General features: G+C 32.2%; 20 protein-coding genes and 1 pseudogene. 1 reads left to right on the top strand and 20 read right to left on the bottom strand.

What is annotated here, in order from left to right:
- Positions 1–68: 68 nt before the first annotated feature.
- From AAHM86_RS00945 to AAHM86_RS07125, 16 genes and pseudogenes are all read right to left on the bottom strand, one after another.
- Complete coding sequence (locus AAHM86_RS00945) at positions 69–1,265, bottom strand: cytochrome b/b6 (protein ID WP_342267955.1); 1,197 nt, start codon at positions 1,263–1,265, stop codon at positions 69–71.
- A 6-nt stretch (positions 1,266–1,271) separates the two neighbouring features.
- Entirely contained in the window at positions 1,272–1,799 is a 528-nt protein-coding gene (gene petA, locus AAHM86_RS00940; protein WP_341752008.1) for a ubiquinol-cytochrome c reductase iron-sulfur subunit, read from the bottom strand.
- Positions 1,800–2,135: 336 nt separating this feature from the next.
- Positions 2,136–2,567: a DUF2670 domain-containing protein gene (locus AAHM86_RS00935; protein ID WP_342267954.1), complete on the bottom strand. Its 432-nt coding sequence runs from the start codon at positions 2,565–2,567 to the stop codon at positions 2,136–2,138.
- 107 nt (positions 2,568–2,674) lie between these two features.
- Positions 2,675–3,322: a heme exporter protein CcmB gene (locus tag AAHM86_RS00930; RefSeq protein ID WP_342267953.1), complete on the bottom strand. Its 648-nt coding sequence runs from the start codon at positions 3,320–3,322 to the stop codon at positions 2,675–2,677.
- 140 nt (positions 3,323–3,462) lie between these two features.
- Positions 3,463–4,438: pseudogene (locus AAHM86_RS00925) on the bottom strand (DUF4040 domain-containing protein).
- Between the two features lie 14 nt (positions 4,439–4,452).
- The gene (locus AAHM86_RS00920; RefSeq protein WP_341747739.1) at positions 4,453–4,740 is read right to left on the bottom strand and encodes a Na+/H+ antiporter subunit G; all 288 of its coding nucleotides are present in this window, start codon (positions 4,738–4,740) and stop codon (positions 4,453–4,455) included.
- A 7-nt stretch (positions 4,741–4,747) separates the two neighbouring features.
- Positions 4,748–6,205, bottom strand: a complete 1,458-nt coding sequence (locus AAHM86_RS00915; RefSeq protein WP_342267952.1) for an NADP-dependent isocitrate dehydrogenase — start codon at positions 6,203–6,205, stop codon at positions 4,748–4,750.
- 20 nt (positions 6,206–6,225) lie between these two features.
- On the bottom strand, positions 6,226–6,831 hold the full coding sequence (locus tag AAHM86_RS00910) for an OmpH family outer membrane protein (protein WP_342267951.1): 606 nt from the start codon (positions 6,829–6,831) through the stop codon (positions 6,226–6,228).
- A gap of 158 nt (positions 6,832–6,989) precedes the next feature.
- On the bottom strand, positions 6,990–7,112 hold the full coding sequence (locus AAHM86_RS00905; protein WP_342267950.1) for a hypothetical protein: 123 nt from the start codon (positions 7,110–7,112) through the stop codon (positions 6,990–6,992).
- Positions 7,106–7,420: a hypothetical protein gene (locus AAHM86_RS00900; protein ID WP_342267949.1), complete on the bottom strand. Its 315-nt coding sequence runs from the start codon at positions 7,418–7,420 to the stop codon at positions 7,106–7,108. Before AAHM86_RS00900 ends, AAHM86_RS00905 begins: the two co-directional genes overlap by 7 nt.
- A gap of 185 nt (positions 7,421–7,605) precedes the next feature.
- Positions 7,606–9,357, bottom strand: a complete 1,752-nt coding sequence (locus AAHM86_RS00895; protein ID WP_410521556.1) for a glycosyltransferase family 2 protein — start codon at positions 9,355–9,357, stop codon at positions 7,606–7,608.
- Between the two features lie 216 nt (positions 9,358–9,573).
- On the bottom strand, positions 9,574–10,644 hold the full coding sequence (locus AAHM86_RS00890) for a hypothetical protein (protein ID WP_342267948.1): 1,071 nt from the start codon (positions 10,642–10,644) through the stop codon (positions 9,574–9,576).
- Complete coding sequence (gene wecB, locus AAHM86_RS00885) at positions 10,641–11,768, bottom strand: non-hydrolyzing UDP-N-acetylglucosamine 2-epimerase (RefSeq protein ID WP_342267947.1); 1,128 nt, start codon at positions 11,766–11,768, stop codon at positions 10,641–10,643. Before wecB ends, AAHM86_RS00890 begins: the two co-directional genes overlap by 4 nt.
- The gene (locus tag AAHM86_RS00880; protein WP_342267946.1) at positions 11,761–12,771 is read right to left on the bottom strand and encodes a polysaccharide biosynthesis protein; all 1,011 of its coding nucleotides are present in this window, start codon (positions 12,769–12,771) and stop codon (positions 11,761–11,763) included. The genes wecB and AAHM86_RS00880 overlap by 8 nt, the downstream gene beginning before the upstream one ends.
- Positions 12,772–12,780: 9 nt before the next feature.
- Entirely contained in the window at positions 12,781–13,635 is an 855-nt protein-coding gene (locus AAHM86_RS00875; protein WP_342267945.1) for an SDR family oxidoreductase, read from the bottom strand.
- Positions 13,636–14,121: 486 nt separating this feature from the next.
- Positions 14,122–14,286 carry an IS3 family transposase gene (locus tag AAHM86_RS07125; protein ID WP_410521555.1) on the bottom strand — a complete coding sequence of 55 codons (165 nt, stop codon included), beginning with the start codon at positions 14,284–14,286 and terminating at the stop codon, positions 14,122–14,124.
- On the opposite strand from AAHM86_RS07125, the gene AAHM86_RS00870 reads away from it, so the two are divergent.
- Positions 14,249–14,446: a hypothetical protein gene (locus AAHM86_RS00870; protein WP_342267944.1), complete on the top strand. Its 198-nt coding sequence runs from the start codon at positions 14,249–14,251 to the stop codon at positions 14,444–14,446. The two genes, AAHM86_RS07125 and AAHM86_RS00870, sit on opposite strands and share 38 nt — an antisense overlap.
- A 165-nt stretch (positions 14,447–14,611) precedes the next feature.
- Here the strand turns inward: AAHM86_RS00870 and AAHM86_RS00865 are convergent, their stop codons facing one another.
- The 4 genes from AAHM86_RS00865 to AAHM86_RS00850 all read right to left on the bottom strand — a co-directional run bounded on the left by AAHM86_RS00865 (position 14,612) and on the right by AAHM86_RS00850 (position 17,667).
- On the bottom strand, positions 14,612–15,544 hold the full coding sequence (locus AAHM86_RS00865) for a restriction endonuclease subunit S (RefSeq protein ID WP_342267943.1): 933 nt from the start codon (positions 15,542–15,544) through the stop codon (positions 14,612–14,614).
- 128 nt (positions 15,545–15,672) lie between these two features.
- Complete coding sequence (locus AAHM86_RS00860) at positions 15,673–16,827, bottom strand: class I SAM-dependent DNA methyltransferase (protein ID WP_342267942.1); 1,155 nt, start codon at positions 16,825–16,827, stop codon at positions 15,673–15,675.
- Positions 16,808–17,074, bottom strand: coding sequence for a hypothetical protein (locus AAHM86_RS00855; RefSeq protein ID WP_342267941.1), 267 nt, complete (start codon positions 17,072–17,074; stop codon positions 16,808–16,810). The genes AAHM86_RS00860 and AAHM86_RS00855 overlap by 20 nt, the downstream gene beginning before the upstream one ends.
- A gap of 146 nt (positions 17,075–17,220) precedes the next feature.
- Positions 17,221–17,667 carry a hypothetical protein gene (locus AAHM86_RS00850; protein ID WP_342267940.1) on the bottom strand — a complete coding sequence of 149 codons (447 nt, stop codon included), beginning with the start codon at positions 17,665–17,667 and terminating at the stop codon, positions 17,221–17,223.
- Positions 17,668–17,875 lie beyond the last annotated feature (208 nt).

Genomic DNA, 17,875 nt, shown 5'->3' with positions numbered 1-17,875 from the left:
CGCTACTAAAGTAGCTCCTCGCAATGACGGAGTAATGTTAATTGGGTTAGCCATAATTTTCTGATCTTTCATATAGAATCCGGTAATGGCAGAGTTTTTTCATACTTGCTAATTAGTGGCACTGCAATGAGAAAATGAAAGAAATAGTAAGTAGCAGCGAACCTGCTTAAGGTAATGTAAGGTTCTTCCGCTGGTTGTCCCCCAAGATACCCAAGTGTCAAGCAGTCAAATATGAACAGCCAAAAAGCTATGCGGAACATTGGTCTATAATTGCTACTCCTAACTTTTGAACTGTCAAGCCAAGGTAAAACAAATAATAACAAAATACTAGAAAACATCAATATTACCCCGCCTAGCTTTGATGGTACTGCCCGTAAAATGGCATAAAATGGCAGAAAATACCATTCTGGAACTATATGAGCCGGAGTAACTAAAGGGTTAGCTGGTATGTAATTGTCAGGATGCCCTAGATAATTTGGTTGGTAAAAGACAAAAAAGGCAAATATTAAAAAGTAAACACCGAATCCAACGAAGTCCTTTACCGTATAATACGGATGAAAAGGAATAGTATCTTTAGATGACTTAACATCGATCCCTTTAGGGTTATTTGATCCATGAATATGTAGTGCTACTAAATGGAGTAGTACTAGAGCCACTATGATAAACGGCAATAAATAATGTAAAGCAAAGAATCTGTTAAGTGTAGGGTTATCAACTGAAAATCCTCCCCAAAGCCAAGTAACTATCGATTTGCCAATAATAGGTATAGCTGAAAATAAATTGGTGATTACAGTTGCTCCCCAGTAGCTCATTTGTCCCCAAGGTAGTACATATCCCATGAATGCAGTAGCCACCATGGTAAGAAAAATTATTATACCTATATGCCACAATAACTCTCTAGGTTTTTTGTATGACCCATAATATAACCCTCTACAGATATGTAGATAAACTGCAGCAAAAAACATTGATGCTCCAACTGAATGTATATAACGTATTAACCAGCCATAATTGACATTACGCATAATTTTTTCAACACTCTCAAAGGCGTAATCGACATGAGGAGTGTAATGCATAGCTAAAATAATGCCAGTGATTATCTGAATTACTAAAGCGATACCAGCTATTGACCCTAAGTTCCATAGGTAACTTAAATTTTTGGGTGTTTGGTATTCGCCTAAATGTTTAAGGAACGAGAAAACAGGTAGTCTATAGTCTATCCATTCTATAACGGGATTTGATTTTTTAGGATCATTAGTTTCATTCATAAATAACTATCCGATTTTAATTTTTGTATCGGAAATAAACTCATATGGTGGGACAGCCAAATTTAAAGGAGCTGGTCCTTTACGAACACGACCAGATGAGTCGTATTGAGAGCCGTGGCATGGACAAAACCAACCATCATAATCTCCTTGGTTTGCAAGTGGTACACAACCTAAATGTGTACAAATGCCGATAGTTACTAACCATTTATCATGTCCAGCTTTAACTCGTACTTGATCAAGTTCGGGATCTATTAACTCGGAAAGGTTTACATTTCTTGCTTCAGCAATTTTTTCGGGAGTCCTGTTAGTAATAAAAACCGGTTTACCTTGCCATTTAACAGTAAGAGTTTGACCTGGTTGTATGTGAGATAAATCCACTTCTATTGAAGATAGGGCAAGAACATCCGCTGAAGGGTTGAATGAATCAACAAGAGGGTAGGTAGCACATGCAGCTCCAACCACAACCATACTGCTGGCAGTTAAGGTTATAAAATCCCTACGAGTTGCCTTATCATAATCATTAGTATTTGACATAAACTGACTAGTATACCTCTTCTACTTCAATAGTTGTTTTCACAACTACTTGAAGTAGGGAATTATTTTATAATGAGTGCAACTATAGAAGCTAGGTTCTATAGTAGTGGTTTTCACTTTTTGCACAAACTTGATATTTATTATTATATTTAATATAATAGACTACTGGAAAAGTAACAAAAAATCAAGGGTAGCTTCAGCAATTCAACAATTAACAGTGAAGTATTACCCTAATTTTGCTTATAAGGAAAAATGCATTCTTAAAGCGGCTAACGCGAATGCATTTTAAACCTTTCTAAAGCTAAAAACATGATTTTAGCCAAATATTAATTTGGTTTATTTACCATCACTATCTATAGAATTGTTAGGAGAATCATAAGGATTGCGATATGGAAGCATTTCCGGTACAGTTCCGTCTTTAGGTAGTAACTTATTTAATCCCTCCTCTAAAACTTTTTCACCTGTTTCTTTTTCTCTAATCTCGTATTTTGGCGGGTCTCCTAAACATTTCCAAAAATTGGTTAAGCTCTCAAAGTTGGGACCTAATTTTGTAGTACAGTTTTGCGCAATTGATTTAGATGTATCAAGAATTTCAATTGTAGCATTGGTCATATATTTTATAAATCCAATTTGTTCAAGACCCTTGGCTACCCAAAATAATACTATCAAAGAGGCAACTGCTATCATAAAGTACCATTTAGCTATGATACTCCATAAAAACACCCCCATAGGGTTAGCTGCTATTAGTCTTCTTAAAGCTTGCCACATATATAACTACCAAAAAATGGTTAAAAAACTACGACTAAATTACATGAATAATAAAAAAATAACAATTTTTTTATTAGTGCAGGGGTCAGTATGGTGTATAATAAAAATTAAATGTTGTAAATATTCTTAATTAGATACGATGAGAGATAAAATATGGTTGGTAAAAGAAGCATATTGATACCAATCATAACAAAAATTAGGCTTATATTCTCAAGATTTTGTAAAATAAGACCGGTAAGTATTATGTTGGGTATTAATAGTGGCATGATTAATATTGCTAGCAGGTTAGTATTTGACCTAAAATAGCTTTGAATAGATCCAATTAAAACTAGTAGGCTACTGGACAATGTTAATAGCAAAGTTAGAGTGATAAAAAGATAGGTTACTGTTATTAGATCAAGATCAAAAATAATATAAATTATCGGGATATTTAATAAAGAGCTAGTAAGCGAACTAAAAAATATAGCAAATAATTTAGATGTAACAATCTCACTCTCACTGAAACTGGATAATAGTAGCTCTAAACTTCCATCCTCCACATCTTGCTTTAATATTAGACTAGAGAAGCCAATTAGGGCTATTGGTAAAAAAATTACTGAAAAAATAACCCCAAATTTCTTAATATCTGCTTGGTCATTGATTAAAGCAGTGCTGAAAATGCAAAATAAAAAAAATATAAATAGATATTTGCTAAGATTATTAATACGATTTTGAATTAAATATTCCCATTTTATTAGCTGTATTAGTTTATGCATATACTACTCGTAAATGAAGAGTTGATAGACGATATAATCAAAATCATGATAGTAGCAGGAGTCGAAGGGTCGAGGAGCGGAGAGTACATTAGTACGTGAGTACCGAAGAACCCTGAAGACGACAACGCAATTCTTGATTTTCATCGAGTATATTTCATTATGGAATATATTAAACACATAACCGATGCAACGCAAAGTCCAACGCCAATTTCAATGATAAAGATACCAATATGTTGAGCTAATAATTTATCATTTGCAAGAGAATAGTAGTTTAAGTAATTATCATCAAATAATATTGATACCATACCGGTCATAGCATAGATAATTACGCCGATAGTAGCCATTCCAACTAGTAAATCAGTAGAAAAATATTGTTTTAATTTAAACTGACCATGAACTAAATCAAAACCAATTATCATAGAAGCAAATATAGCCCCAACTTGGAATCCGCCTCCTGGTGATGCATCACCATTAATTTGAATATATAGACCATATAAAAATATATAAGGTAAGATAAAAAGAGTAGAATGTTTTATAATGATAAAATCTTTAAGCATGTTCATTACTTTTTTGTGAAAATAGCAATAATACCGATATTCCAGCAATTAAAATAACTGCCGTTTCTCCAAGAGTATCATAACCTCTGTAACTAGCTAGTAGTGCTGCTACAAAAGAGGGAATACCAATATCACTTTTAGTATTTTCAATATAATATTTGGTTAAGTGACTTTGCATAGGAGAATCTATATATCCATATTCTAGTAAATCAAGTCCTGCAAAGCTAAATGTTACTATGAACATTAAACATATAATTGATGAACTTATTACTCGTGTTGGTTTAAGATCACATTTCTGTATGTCTTGCAATCTAGTGAGAAAGCTTAGGAAAACACAGCTAGACAAACAGCTACCTAGAGCTACTTCAGTCATTGCCACGTCTGGAGCGTCCATAAGAAGATATGATAAACCAATAAGTAAGCTAAAACTAGAATTTATTACTACTATTTCTAATAAAGAATTACAAAATATAATCTTAATTGATACTATGGCAAGCATTATAAGGATTACCATAAGCAACCAGCTAGCTAGTTGAAAATTTATTATTTCTAGTATCATAAATAAACAATCAATTATTTTAGGTTAGTTTTTCCTAATAAAGCAGCCTTGCCAATTGCATGAGTAGATACCGGGTTTAATATTAAAATCAATATAGAGGCAAAAACTAATTTAAAAGAGCTAGTAAAATCATTCTGTAAAAAGGCAAGACCAACAAGTGATAAAGGTACGCCGCAACATTCAATTACACTAGCAGCATGAATCTTTGTATAGAAATCAGGAAATCTAAAAAGTCCAATAATTCCAGAAAATATTGCTATAATTCCGAGTAAGATTAATCCATAACCAATAACAAAAAACATAAATATTCTATTCTCCTTGAGCAAGCGAATATCCAGCTTTCCCATCAAATTCAAATAGATTCTCAATTTTAATAAAATCTATTTTTGCCTGGCTTAGCGATTCAAGTAAATGGACTATAGAGGAATGTGTTATTTTTTCTCCATCCTTCCTTGCCATAAAACGGCAACACCAATGATCTGATAATAATTCAAACCTTTCATTCCTAGGCCATAATTTAAGACCCATGGAAGATACAGTTTTTAATTCTAAGTCACCTAAACTGACAGTTTGAATTTTTTCTGCTACCTCATGAGCAGTCAAGGCTGCCATCTGGATGAATACATCACTACCTACCAACTCTTTAACTTCTTTACTATTAATCGAATATATCTGCTCAGTAGTTTGTTGTTGGGTAACTGGTGATGAATATGCCGCTACTCTGAGGGTAGAAGGTTTGATCCCTAGTCTTTTTACTACTTCATCAGCAAATTCCTTAGTACCAACTTTTTTGCTAGATATTTCTTCATTATAAATGTCTCCAGTATGGATTCCGTCCTCAATGGTTTTTTTCCAGGCATTTTCTATTAGTGTAGCAATATCCTGTTGCCCGATATGAATTAGCATGATAATTGCTGCGTTAAGTAAACCAGAAGGATTAGCTAGGTTGCGACCGGCAATATCTGGGGCAGAGCCATGTACAGCTTCAAATAAAGCATAATTTTGACCTATATTAGCAGAGCCAGCGAGTCCTACCGAACCAGAAATTTCTGCAGATACGTCCGATATAATATCACCATACAGATTTGAAGTTACAACGACGTCAAATAATTCCGGCTGAGCTGCTAGTCTTGCAGTGCCGATGTCTATAAGGTAATAATCACTTTGAAATTGCTTATATTCATTAGCAATTTCCTCAAAAACTTTATGAAAAATCCCATCAGACAGTTTCATAATATTATCTTTACTGAAACATGTAACCTTTTTACGATTGTTCTTTATTGCATACTCAAAAGCATATCTAATAATTCTTTCACTACCAACCCGGCTAATTAGTTTAAGAGATTCATAGACATTGTGAGTCTGACGATATTCGATGCCTGCATATAAATCTTCAACATTTTCCCGTACTATAACCACGTTTAGATTTGGATGCAGTGTTTTAACAAAAGGAGCATAAGAAATAGCGGAGCGAATATTGGCATAAAGAGATAGGGCTTTTCTAAGAGTTACATTTAAGCTTTTATACCCACCACCTAGAGGAGTGGTAATAGGAGCTTTTAGAAGTATCTTAGTTCTTGCTAATGATTGCCAAGTATCTTCTGCTATCCCTGAGGTATAGTGCTTTTGGTATAATTTTTCTCCTACTTCCACTACCTCTATACGTATTCTTGCTTCAGCTTCTTTTAAAATATACAGTACTGCTTGCATTATTTCTGGACCTATACCATCACCATAAGCTACTGTAATAGGAGTAAATTCTGTCATTGATAAACCTCTATAACAAATTATTCGTATTTAATTGTAATATATTTTAATTTATTATTTAGTTCTGCTATTACTTCTTGTGTAATATTCAGACTATTTTTAGCAAATAAAATTTGAGTACTAGGTATAACTAGATCAAGATTATACTTTTCTGCTAAAGTACTTATAATCTTTGTTATTGCTTCTTGTACTTTCCCTATACCCTCAGCATGGGCTTGCTCAAGACGTACTTTTCTATCTCGTATTTCTTTTTGTGCTATATTTATTTTCTTTTCAAAAAGACTAAATTCTTGTTCAAAAGCTGATTCACTTAAAGAATTACGTTTTCCCATTAATAGATTCTCTATTTCTTTTAGTTCTCCATCCTTCTTTGATAGATCTTGTCGAATTTTTTCGCTTATTTGGTCTACAGATTTTCTTATAGACTGGATTGCTACAGAATGTTCTAGAATAGAGTGTATATCTACAATAGCAATCCTTGTTGCAAATCTATTTTCAATATTTGTATTGGAAGCATGAATAGTTGAATAGCTGTTAATTATTAAACAAAATATTATTGTTAACCAACTATGACATCGTTTTGACCACATAACTATCATACTAATGTTAGTGTTTTTGATCCACATAGAATTTTCTCTTCTAAATTCTTCAATTTTTTGCAGTATATACCAAAAATTTCTTCCACTAATATGTTTTTACAAAAATAATATCTTTTTTAACTTTCAACAGTTATGAACAACGGTCGTTCTATTTTTCCAATACAGCAATTCAATACCCTTCCTATTTAATTTTCGTCAAGTACAGTAGTTGTGTCTTCAGCCAAATTCTCACGTAGTAGTTCTATTTCTTCTATGGATAGTTCTATTATTCTACTGATAGTTTCTATAGAAAAATTTTCTTTTAGCATTTTTTTGCCATTGCTATTTTTTCTTCAGCTCTACCTTCAGTTCTAGCTGCAGCTATATAATCACGTTCTTTTAGCGATTCATTGACATAATTCTGATAGTGCTGACGTTCTTCTGGAGTCATTTTTAGAACACTCAGACGTTCTGCTACTTTCTTCATATAAGGCGACTTAAAATCATCTTTAACCTCAGAATGTTTAGCAAAATATAACCACTTATCCAACTCATCTTTTATAATACCATCAAAAAGCGGTACGGAAATAACAAAATATTCAGGAAATACATTGTGAACATCAAAAAACCTACACAACCCATATCAGCAAGATGTAAGTCTACTGGATGTTCCCTGTCCATTTTTCTAAATATAGTCTGACCGTGATATAATGGAGAGCTTATATCGCTCAACACAAAATATATTAAGTTGATATGAAATATTTTTTTAATATCACTATAATCCTAATTTAATGCTTGACTCTTAAGACAGTATCAAAACCATCATTGGAGTATACCTAGTTTCTTACAAATTTTGTTCCATGTTATTCTAAAGCCATCTACACGCAGCGATCTAATTAACTTCACTACTATATTAGGATTACGTCTCTCAGATGGGCAGTCATTAAATTTTATTAATTTATCTAATGGCAAGCTAGATATATTTGCTGCAGAAAATAGTAACAACTGAACGTGCTTATCAAATTGACTTAAATATTTATCGTTCATAACAAATGATGCAATATTGATTAATCCTATTATTGTTTTTTTAGTATTTAAGCATGTAGTAGTACTGTAATTAACTCTAACCTTCGATAATGCGAGGTCAATCGCTCCTACCTCATATTTGCTTGCTATAGAGATACATAAGCATACATCTTCACCAATTCCTATATTTTCAGGGAATTTATTTAACATAAAAATAGAAGTTTCTCCCATAACAGTAGGCATTGCTATAGGACATTCAGCAATGATTTTAGGGAATACCTGTCCTCCAAAAGTAGCAGAACTCATATATTTAATCAATTTTCCATCCCAATCTATTCTATGGTAAGAAGTATGCGAGAATAACAAACTATTATCCTCCATAAACTTCAATTGAACCTCAAGTTTATTGTCATAAAACAAATCATCAGAATCAATGAAGGCTATGTACTGCCCAGATGCATGTTTAATACCTAGATTACGTGCCGCTGCTGGTCCTGCATTTTCCTTACGAATATATTTAATTCTACTATCCTTATTGCACTCCTCAATCAACATAGATATATCATCTTCAGAACCATCATCTACTAAAATCAACTCAAAACATTGATGAGTTTGAGCAATAACGCTTTTTATAGACTCAATTGCCAAATCAACTCTATTATAAATTGGCATAATTACACTAATCTTAATATCGGTTAAGATATCCTTAGCCATTGACTTAGCTAGTTCGTATGCTTGACAACAAGAAGCATTTGCAAGAAAAACACTAGTACGATGCAGGAATAAATAAGGTGATCCTTCCATTATAGTCATTTCTTCTAAAGTTAACCTTCTGAGAAACCTAGACCATAATTCATTACATTCATTCATGTGGCTAGCAATTTTATGGGTTCCTTGATCTAGATGAGTGCGACTTTTAATTAAAATACGATCATCAAAATGAATAGGTGCTATCCGTAAAAACTCAAACCAAAGTGCATAATCTTGGGTAGTTAATAATGTTTCATCAAAAGTACCAATTTTACGGAAATATTTTATGGGTATTAAAAGAGTACATCCATGAATTAATCCTCGCATAAGAGGGAATAATGGGATATTACATTTTTCTGCTGATAATATTTTATCTGGTCTTATAAAATACAGTGACTTAGAGTTGTGATCTATAACTTCATACCCTCCGTAAATAATCGTATTACGGTTGGGAAGAGTGTTAAGTATATTAATTTGATGTTCAATTTTATTTGGATTGTAAACATCATCATGACTAAGCCACGAAAAATACTCTCCTTTCATTTCCTTAATTGCCAAATTTAAGGCTGAACCCACACCACCATTTGTCTTAGAGAAATAACGAATCTTATCACCATAAGATAAAGCTATGCGTTCTGTTTCACCATTATCATTTGATCCATCATTAACAACTAAAATTTCTAAATTTTTATAAGTCTGAGCAACTGCACTATCTATTGCTTCGCGCATATAATTAGTGCCGTTGTAAACGGGAATAATGATTGAAACTTTTGGATATATATTTATTATTTTATTCACTATTTTCTCTTTATATTATTTTCTAAATTGACAATTAGGCACGATAAGTGCTTTAAGCTTGATTGTTTACATTCTTATTCCAATTTCGGATATAGCGATAAAATGGTAGAAAATGAAAATATCATAGCATGAGAGAATTCAATTTTGATCAATTTTCGAAAAAAAACCATATCCTAGAAAAATAATAAGCAAAATAGTCAGTCCATAGTTATCTTCTTATTTAGCTATATCAAATAAATTTTTAAGCTTCCTATAAATTCTTACATATATATTTTTAGAGATAACAGCTTCACAAGTCGTAAGTAGCTCATCACGAACTCTTAATTCAGCTTCACGAGCCGTAAGTAGCTCATCACGAACCTTTAGTTCAGATTCCCGGAAATTAAAATCTAGAAATTGAGAAGCAAATTCTCGTATTTTTACATTATATTCTCGTGCTTCCTTCAAATAATTATCTGTTTTTTCAAGAGTTATTATATCAAAGATCTCATTTACCGATTTCGTAGCTTTTTGTTCAATAAATAATATCGTTGTCCGTTGACATGACTGAATAGCACATTTCATATTACTCCTTTCAATCTCACGAGAAACTACTTGATCTATAAACTGAGGAAAAATAGTCCGAATAGCATTTAAATTACTTGTGCTATCTAATAGAACTTCTTGAGAATATATTTCGTTGAAATAGTTTATAGATTTGACTAAAGTCTTTATGGCGTAGAACCCACCGTATGGAGGGTTAATTGGCTGACCTTTAAAATCAGCGATATGTAAATGCTTGCATGCAAGCACATGCCAATCTAAAAAATCTTCTGGATACCACCCGGATTTATGATCCTGCCACGTTCCACCATGTAAATTCCACCCATATAAACTACTAGCATGAGTTTCCTGAGGCATAAAACCTAACGGAGTGAATAACACTACTTGCTTACGTGCAACACGCTCAGATTCACTAATGACCTCTAGGCCAATTTCCTTAGTCATATGTTCAATGACATCAATTAAAAATATCGAATCAACAGCATTATCAGGCAGTGCTGATAGTGCCTGTTTCGCATCAAGCGAAATAATCATTGAATTTGTTCCATCTAGGTTTTTCTTAAGTATCTCAACATATTCAAGATGAGGCTCAACACAAATGAGAAAGTCAGGTATTACAAACTGTTGCGGACGAATACCACAACCAATATCCATCACAATAGAAACAGTTTCAATTAGCTCAGAAGCCCGTTTAAAAAATGTTTGGCTATCACACCACTCTAGCATTTGATTGGTTTTTTTCACTTAAACCACACAACTCTATTAATATAATTCACGTAGCTCAAAACGATACGGAGTATTTTTTGAGATACTAAGCCAGCATTATAATCTGAAACAATTGTTTGTAAATGACTATATTTACTATGTTGTTTGGTTACAATGCGTACAGCATCTAGAACCTTTTCTACTTTAAGACCACTCATTATTAAAACACCTTCATCCATACCCTCAGGTCTTTCGTGAGTATTACGAATGGTAATTGCTGGTAATTTAAGAAGAGAAGCTTCCTCAGTAATTGTACCACTATCAGATAAAATGCAAAAAGCCTCCATTTGCAATTTTATGTAATCTAAAAAACCGAATGGTTTTAAAAAGCGAATTTGTTTATCCAAACCTTTAATACCTAATTTTTCTAACAGCTGACGTGTACGAGGATGTGTTGATACAACCACGGGCATATCATATTCTTTAACCAACATCTGTAAAGTATTAAGTAAGTCCTGTAAATTGGCTGACACATCTACATTCTCTTCACGATGAATACTGACTAAAAAATATTGATGGGCTTGAAGTTTTAGTTTATCTAGCACATTTGATAGACGCACTTTAGGCATAAAATAACCCAACACTTCTTGCATATGCGAACCAGACTTGATAATTCGCTCTGGCGATACTCCTTCGGCAATAAGATAACGACGAGCATGTTCAGTCAGAACTATATTGATATCACTTAAATGGTCAACTACTTTACGATTTAGCTCTTCTGGTACTCTTTGATCAAAACAACGGTTGCCGGCTTCCATATGAAAAACTGGTATCTTTCGCCTTTTGGCTGCGATAACCGAAAGGCAGGAATTTGTATCACCATAAAGCAACAATGCATTTGGTTGTTCTTTTCCTAAAACTTCATCAGTTTTCTCAATAATGCGTGCAATGGTTTGTGTTGCATTACCACTAACAGCAGCTTCTAAAAAATAATCTGGCTTACGAATGTTAAGATCATCAAAGAAAATCTGATTCAGTTCATAATCAAAATTTTGCCCTGTATGAACCAAAATATGGTTCGTATACTCATCAAACTCAGAAATTACTCTAGACATTTTAATAAGTTCTGGGCGAGTACCAATAATGGTCATTACTTTAAGCATTAAGTTGCTCTTTAATGAAGTCAAGTGTTAATAAAAGCTTTTTAACTTGTTCTATATTTAATCTTTCTGTATTGGCTGATGTATAGTCACTTAGAGTAGCAACGTTTAGATATCCTTCTACAAAAAACTTTGAATAATTGAGATCACGATTATCGGCAGGAATCCTGTAATAATTTCCTAAATCTTCAGCTTTGACCATCTCCTCACAAGAAATTAAAGATTCATATATCTTTTCTCCATGACGTACACCAATTAAACGAATTTCATTATTAGCATTAAATAATTCTTTTATAGCATGAGCTAATACTTCAATTATTGAAGCCGGAGCTTTTTGGACAAAAATATCACCTTGTTGCCCATGTTCAAAGGCATATAACACTAAGTTTACAGAATCTTCAAGTGACATTAAGAAACGTGTCATATTTGGGTCGGTAATAGTTAGAGGTTTTCCCTCTTTAATTTGATTAACAAAAAGAGGTATTACCGAGCCACGGGAAGCCATTACATTACCATAACGAGTACAACACAGAACAGTATCTCCTTTAGAACTCATTCGAGCTTTAGCTATCAACAGTTTTTCCATCATTGCTTTTGATAACCCCATGGCATTGATAGGATATACCGCCTTATCAGTACTGAGTACCACAATCCGCTCAACACCATTGGCAATAGCTGCATTCATCATATTTTCAGCTCCCAGTACATTAGTCCGCACTGCTTCCATCGGATAAAATTCACATGATGGAACTTGCTTCAAGGCTGCAGCATGGAACACATAATTAACATTTTTCATAGCATAGTAAATACTATCATAATTTCTTACATCCCCAATATAAAACTTAAGCTTTGGGTTATTGAAAGCAATCCTCATATCTTCTTGTTTTTTTTCATCCCGACTGAATATGCGAATTTCTTTAATATCACTTTCTAGTAATCGTTTCATCACTGTGTTACCAAATGACCCCGTACCTCCAGTAATCATTAAAATTTTATTAACAAACATTCTTACCTTTTATTGAAATTTATACATACGTTGAATTAACTCTGGCCACTCAGGCGGTGCATATCCCGTTGCCTTATTAAAAAGCTCGGCATTAAGTGAGCGATCAATGACCAGTTCATTAGATGGAATTATTTCGATTGTTTTTTTATAAGTACTAGCCACAAGTTTTAACAAATCATATTTATTGATCGGTTTTGCTGCGACATGATAAAGTCCACACATATCGGGTCGCGGTATAACGATGTCACGAACTATTCTTGCTAATTCAATAGTTGGAAGTCCAGAGAACACGGCTTGGACAAATCCTCTAACTTGGTTTTTTTGTGCAAGAAACCAGCCTATGAGACTCTTACCTCCTGATAACTCATGCCCGATAATTGAAGTACGAAGTGTTATAGTGTTAGGATAACTTACTTCCCCTAAAAACTTTGAGCGACCATAGAGATCATTAGCATCTGCAAAATCACTCTCTGTATAGTTACCCTTAGACCCGGAAAATATACAATCTGTACTAACATGTATAAAACGAGAGCCTATAGCTTGACATATTATACTAAGTCTATGAGGAAGCAAAGCATTAATTGATAGTGCTTGTAGGTAATCATTTGCATCCTCTAGTTGTTTAATTAGCCCAATACAATTTACTACCACATCAGGTCGAATTGTTGTAAATAATTTAATAAGAGAATCATGATTTTCTATATTTACTGGGGCAATGAGTTGTTTAGATGACTCTTCAGAAAAATAACGGCAAGCACCATTATTCCTAGCTGTCCCGTAAACGTTAAGGTTATGATCTTCAGCCATAAACCTAAACATGGCATTGCCAAGCATGCCTGTTATACCAAGGATTAATATTTTCATAGATTATTCTTCAAGCTTTTATTCAGTTTTTGCTAGGATTCATGAGGTTATGTTATTATATCACCAAACTCATTCTTTAAAATAGATAACTTTTCCAAATCTTGTCATATTGTCGCCATCCGGTAATTTTAGTTGTCACTATACAAGCCATTGGAACAGTTGGAGAATGGATGAAGCAACGGTTATTGAGTAGTTAGATTTGTAATGAGGCAATAGCCCTATTTCGAAACTAGAGTTTAAGGAAGAGAGGTGTTATAAGTACCTGATTTGGAGTAATTAAAAATAATTCTATCTTTAATCCTTGACTCTTAAGACAATATCAGAACCATATTGGTTTATTATTTGGCATGTATACACATATATCAAGCCATTTTTTACTTACATCTAGACCTATTATTTTATTCATGATATAATCTCCTTCTTCTATAATGGACTGAAAGAATTAGACAAAAAAAAGATAAATTTGTTTCCTATTTTGCATTTTTATTAAGCAGCAATTTGCATATAATTAAGATAGACATGCATAGGTTTTTTATAACCAATAGCTGAATAGAATCTTTGATAATTATATTTATTCATATAATTATCAATAGCATCTTTTAGTTCTTTAATATTGCTAAAATCATTAATAAATATACAATTATACTTCAAGGTTCTAAAAAATCTCTCAATAATTATATTATCAATACTCCTGCCTTTACCGTTTATTGAGAGTGGTCAGAAAATAAAGGCACAAGAAAGACAACTACCCTTAGCAACTGTTAGAGACCATGGTGCTACTAGTTCAGATAATTTTATACCGGTCTGTTAGGCTCTGTTCACAGCCTAACACTTAGCAATCCTCTGCCCCCTCAAATTGACTCTGCAAATATTTGCACGAATAATTGGTATGCTCGCGTAGCTCATTGTACTTCTTGAGCTTGCTCACTCCTTGTTTTTCGTTCCAATTCTTTAAATCATTTGAGTATAGATAAAATTATAAACCAATATCAACTTTTATATTTTCTATTTTTTCAAGTTCTCTTTTTACATTATTTTTTATTTCTTCGATTTTACGATATTTTTTTGCTATCTCCTTTTGTTTTGGTAAATCAAATTCACCTGTTGCAGTAATTGGGATTTTGATTTCAATATTTCTTGTTCTTTCTATGGTTGGCTTGTATTCCCAGTTAAAGTTATTTTTATCTAATACTTTTTGTAATTCAAACGATAGATATAAACAATCAAGATTATCACATTTTGGGATATATAATCTTGTATCTCCATTTATGCTAAATTTATGTTTTGACCTATAAAAAACTGTGCCAGCATATCCATTGGTAGTAATCTGGATAGATTCAACATCATGATCAAAATGATTTATATAACCTAAAACACCATCTTGTTTTGTGTTTGCTGAGTAGACAGGATACGAACCTTTATGTTTTTTAATATAAGTCTTAGTGTATTTTGCTATTCCTTTTTTTATATTAAAAATATCCTCTATTTTTACACTTTGGCAATACTCGATTGCATCATCAATTTTGATAACAAGTTTATCTATTTTATGTTTGTATTCCCCAACTTCTTGCTTAATTTCAGAGATTACTTGATATTTTTCTATAATGTCTTGTTGGATGTCAATATCAAGATTCCCATCAACATCTACATGTAATCTAATAATGATATTCTGCATATTTTTTAGAGAAGCTCTTAATCCCCTATCAAAACCATAAACATCCTTAATTCTGTCTAGCTCAATCATTAAATATTGTGGCAAGATAGTATCTTCTAATATTCTTATTGTTCCACAATAATCAGTTGTTGCAAATGGGATGTACTTTCTAATAAAATTAAATTTAAAATCACCATCAATACCCCATATAACAAAATTACTATCAAAATCTTTTATATTACTATCTTTTATCAAACCAACTGGATTAAATACATTTGCACTATATGCGGGTATATTACCAGCTTTAATATTTATTAAATCCCTTTTTAAAACTCTTTTACCTATAAATAATTTAAAATAGCTACAATCATTTAAAGGTATTTCTAAGTACTTTTTTTTTCTTGAGTTACATTAAAACCAATATCTTGCAAAGATGTAGTAAACTCATTACAGCTCATTACTAAATCGCTAATTATATCACTAAACTCACTAATTGAGACTACTTGGTCTATTTTTTCAATACCTAATTCAATTTTTTCTTCTTTACTCCACCATCTTTCTACAGACCAGTTTTTATCACTGTCAAATTCATCTATCGAAACTATCTTACACCTCTTATCATGATTAAGAGTTGCAAAATACTTCTTATTGCCCTTAAAAACATTATATAAATTAACAGCTTCTTTTAAGTCATCTTGCTCAATATCAAATCTATTTACATCCCTACTTTCACCTATTTCACTGACTAAATAAGTGAATACAGGATCAGTTTGAATATCAGAAATATCAAATTTTTTTGTAATTGCTAAAATATAGGTCTTTTTTTGTGTTGTAAAAAATGTCTTTAATGGCAAAGAAATAATTGAGTCAATATAACAACTATCTAAAATATATTGCCTTAAATTTTTATCATTCTGTCTATTAAAGATACCGTCAGGTACAACTATAAAAGCCTTGCCACCTTTTTTTAGAGCTTTAATGATCCACTCCATAAAAAGCCCTTCAATACCCATGGCATTGATTTTATAGTGGTTTTTTAAAGTAAGACTCGTAGATATTTCTTTTTTTAAATTACTACTTCCACTTGTTACATAAGGGGGATTTGTTAAAATTAAATCATATTTCTCTTCTTCTGCTTCAGAAAGCGTACCAAGTATTGAGTTTGTTTTTAAAATAAAACTCTCATTAAATATTTTGGCAAATTCTCTAGTTAGTCCAATATTATCTTTTATCAGTTCACAAAAATAAATAAGCATATTGGCTTTTGCTAAAATGATGGTTTTTTGTTCATCTTTATCAAAACCTTTATCAAAACCAACTATTTTAACTTTTTGTATTATTTTATTGTTTTCAACTTTAAAAAGCTTATCAAGATTGTCTTTTATAAATTCTAATGGAAATTTACCCACTCCGCATGCTGGATCGCAAATAGTCATCCCATCTTTTAGTTCACCTTCTGCCATTTCGTTGATAGCACGAACAACTTTAATTGGAGTAAAAAACTGTCCCCAATTTTTCTTACTGATACTTTCTTTCAAAAAGCTTACTTTTAAAATCATGGTCAACATGCTCAAGTTTTCCATAATCTCTAAATTTTTGTAAAACTTTTTTAAAGACTGTTCCGTAACCATCTACAGCTTTTTGTTCTTTACTGATAAATATGCTACCATTTATTATGGTAGTCTTGTCTAGAACATTTTCAGGAAACAGCTCCTTTATTTGTGGTCTGATAATATTTGCGTAATGTTGCAAAACTGTGTTAGTTTCATTGCATTCTTCATACATCCGCAGTAAAGTATAAAAATTATAAGTACCTTGTAATATTTTTAAATCACTTAGATATTTGAATATAAATAATTCAACAAATGTGTATAAGCAATTCTCAGGGGTTGCCCCGCTAACACTCCAAACATCTTGCCATATTTGTTTTGCTATATCTGTTGTATTATTTCATTGATAACTTTTTGTAAGTTTATATCTTTGGAGTCAAAAAGATATTTAAAATCATCGCCTTCTTCGGTTTTTACGTTATTACCAGTAGCAACATTAATCCATATCGTCTCTTGGGTATCAGTTGCAATAATTAATTTTGTTTTTAGTTTTTTGGCAACCTCAATTTCTTGCAAAATGGCATTATTTTTTTTATCCTTGGTATTAAAGTTTTCAGGTAGTTTAAATTCCACAATAGCAATAACTTCTTTTTGTTTTGTGATAATGGCATCAACTCTCTTGTTTGATATATCCCCATAATCTATACTTCTTATTATATCAGCTTTTTTTAAAGCACTAATAGTTGTTGCACCAATATCATAAAAATTCCAAGTCCCTATTTTTTGGGGATTCTTGATTAAATCTCGTTGCAGAAGTTCTTCGCTCATAACTAAATCACACAATTATTCAATAACAAATCAAAAGTAGTATTATTATCCCTTTAGTTATATCCAAAACAAAACTCATCGACAATAGATATTTAAGATATTTTTTACTAACCTTATGAAATTGTCCAATAACGCGAATTTGGGTAAACTGTGATTTATACAACAGGATTAGAAAATATGCATCTTTTTAAAAATAAAAAGCAATAAA

The organism is Candidatus Tisiphia endosymbiont of Empis tessellata (genome assembly GCF_964031035.1).
Taxonomy (GTDB): domain Bacteria; phylum Pseudomonadota; class Alphaproteobacteria; order Rickettsiales; family Rickettsiaceae; genus Tisiphia.
This window is presented reverse-complemented; position numbering and strand designations above follow the sequence as displayed.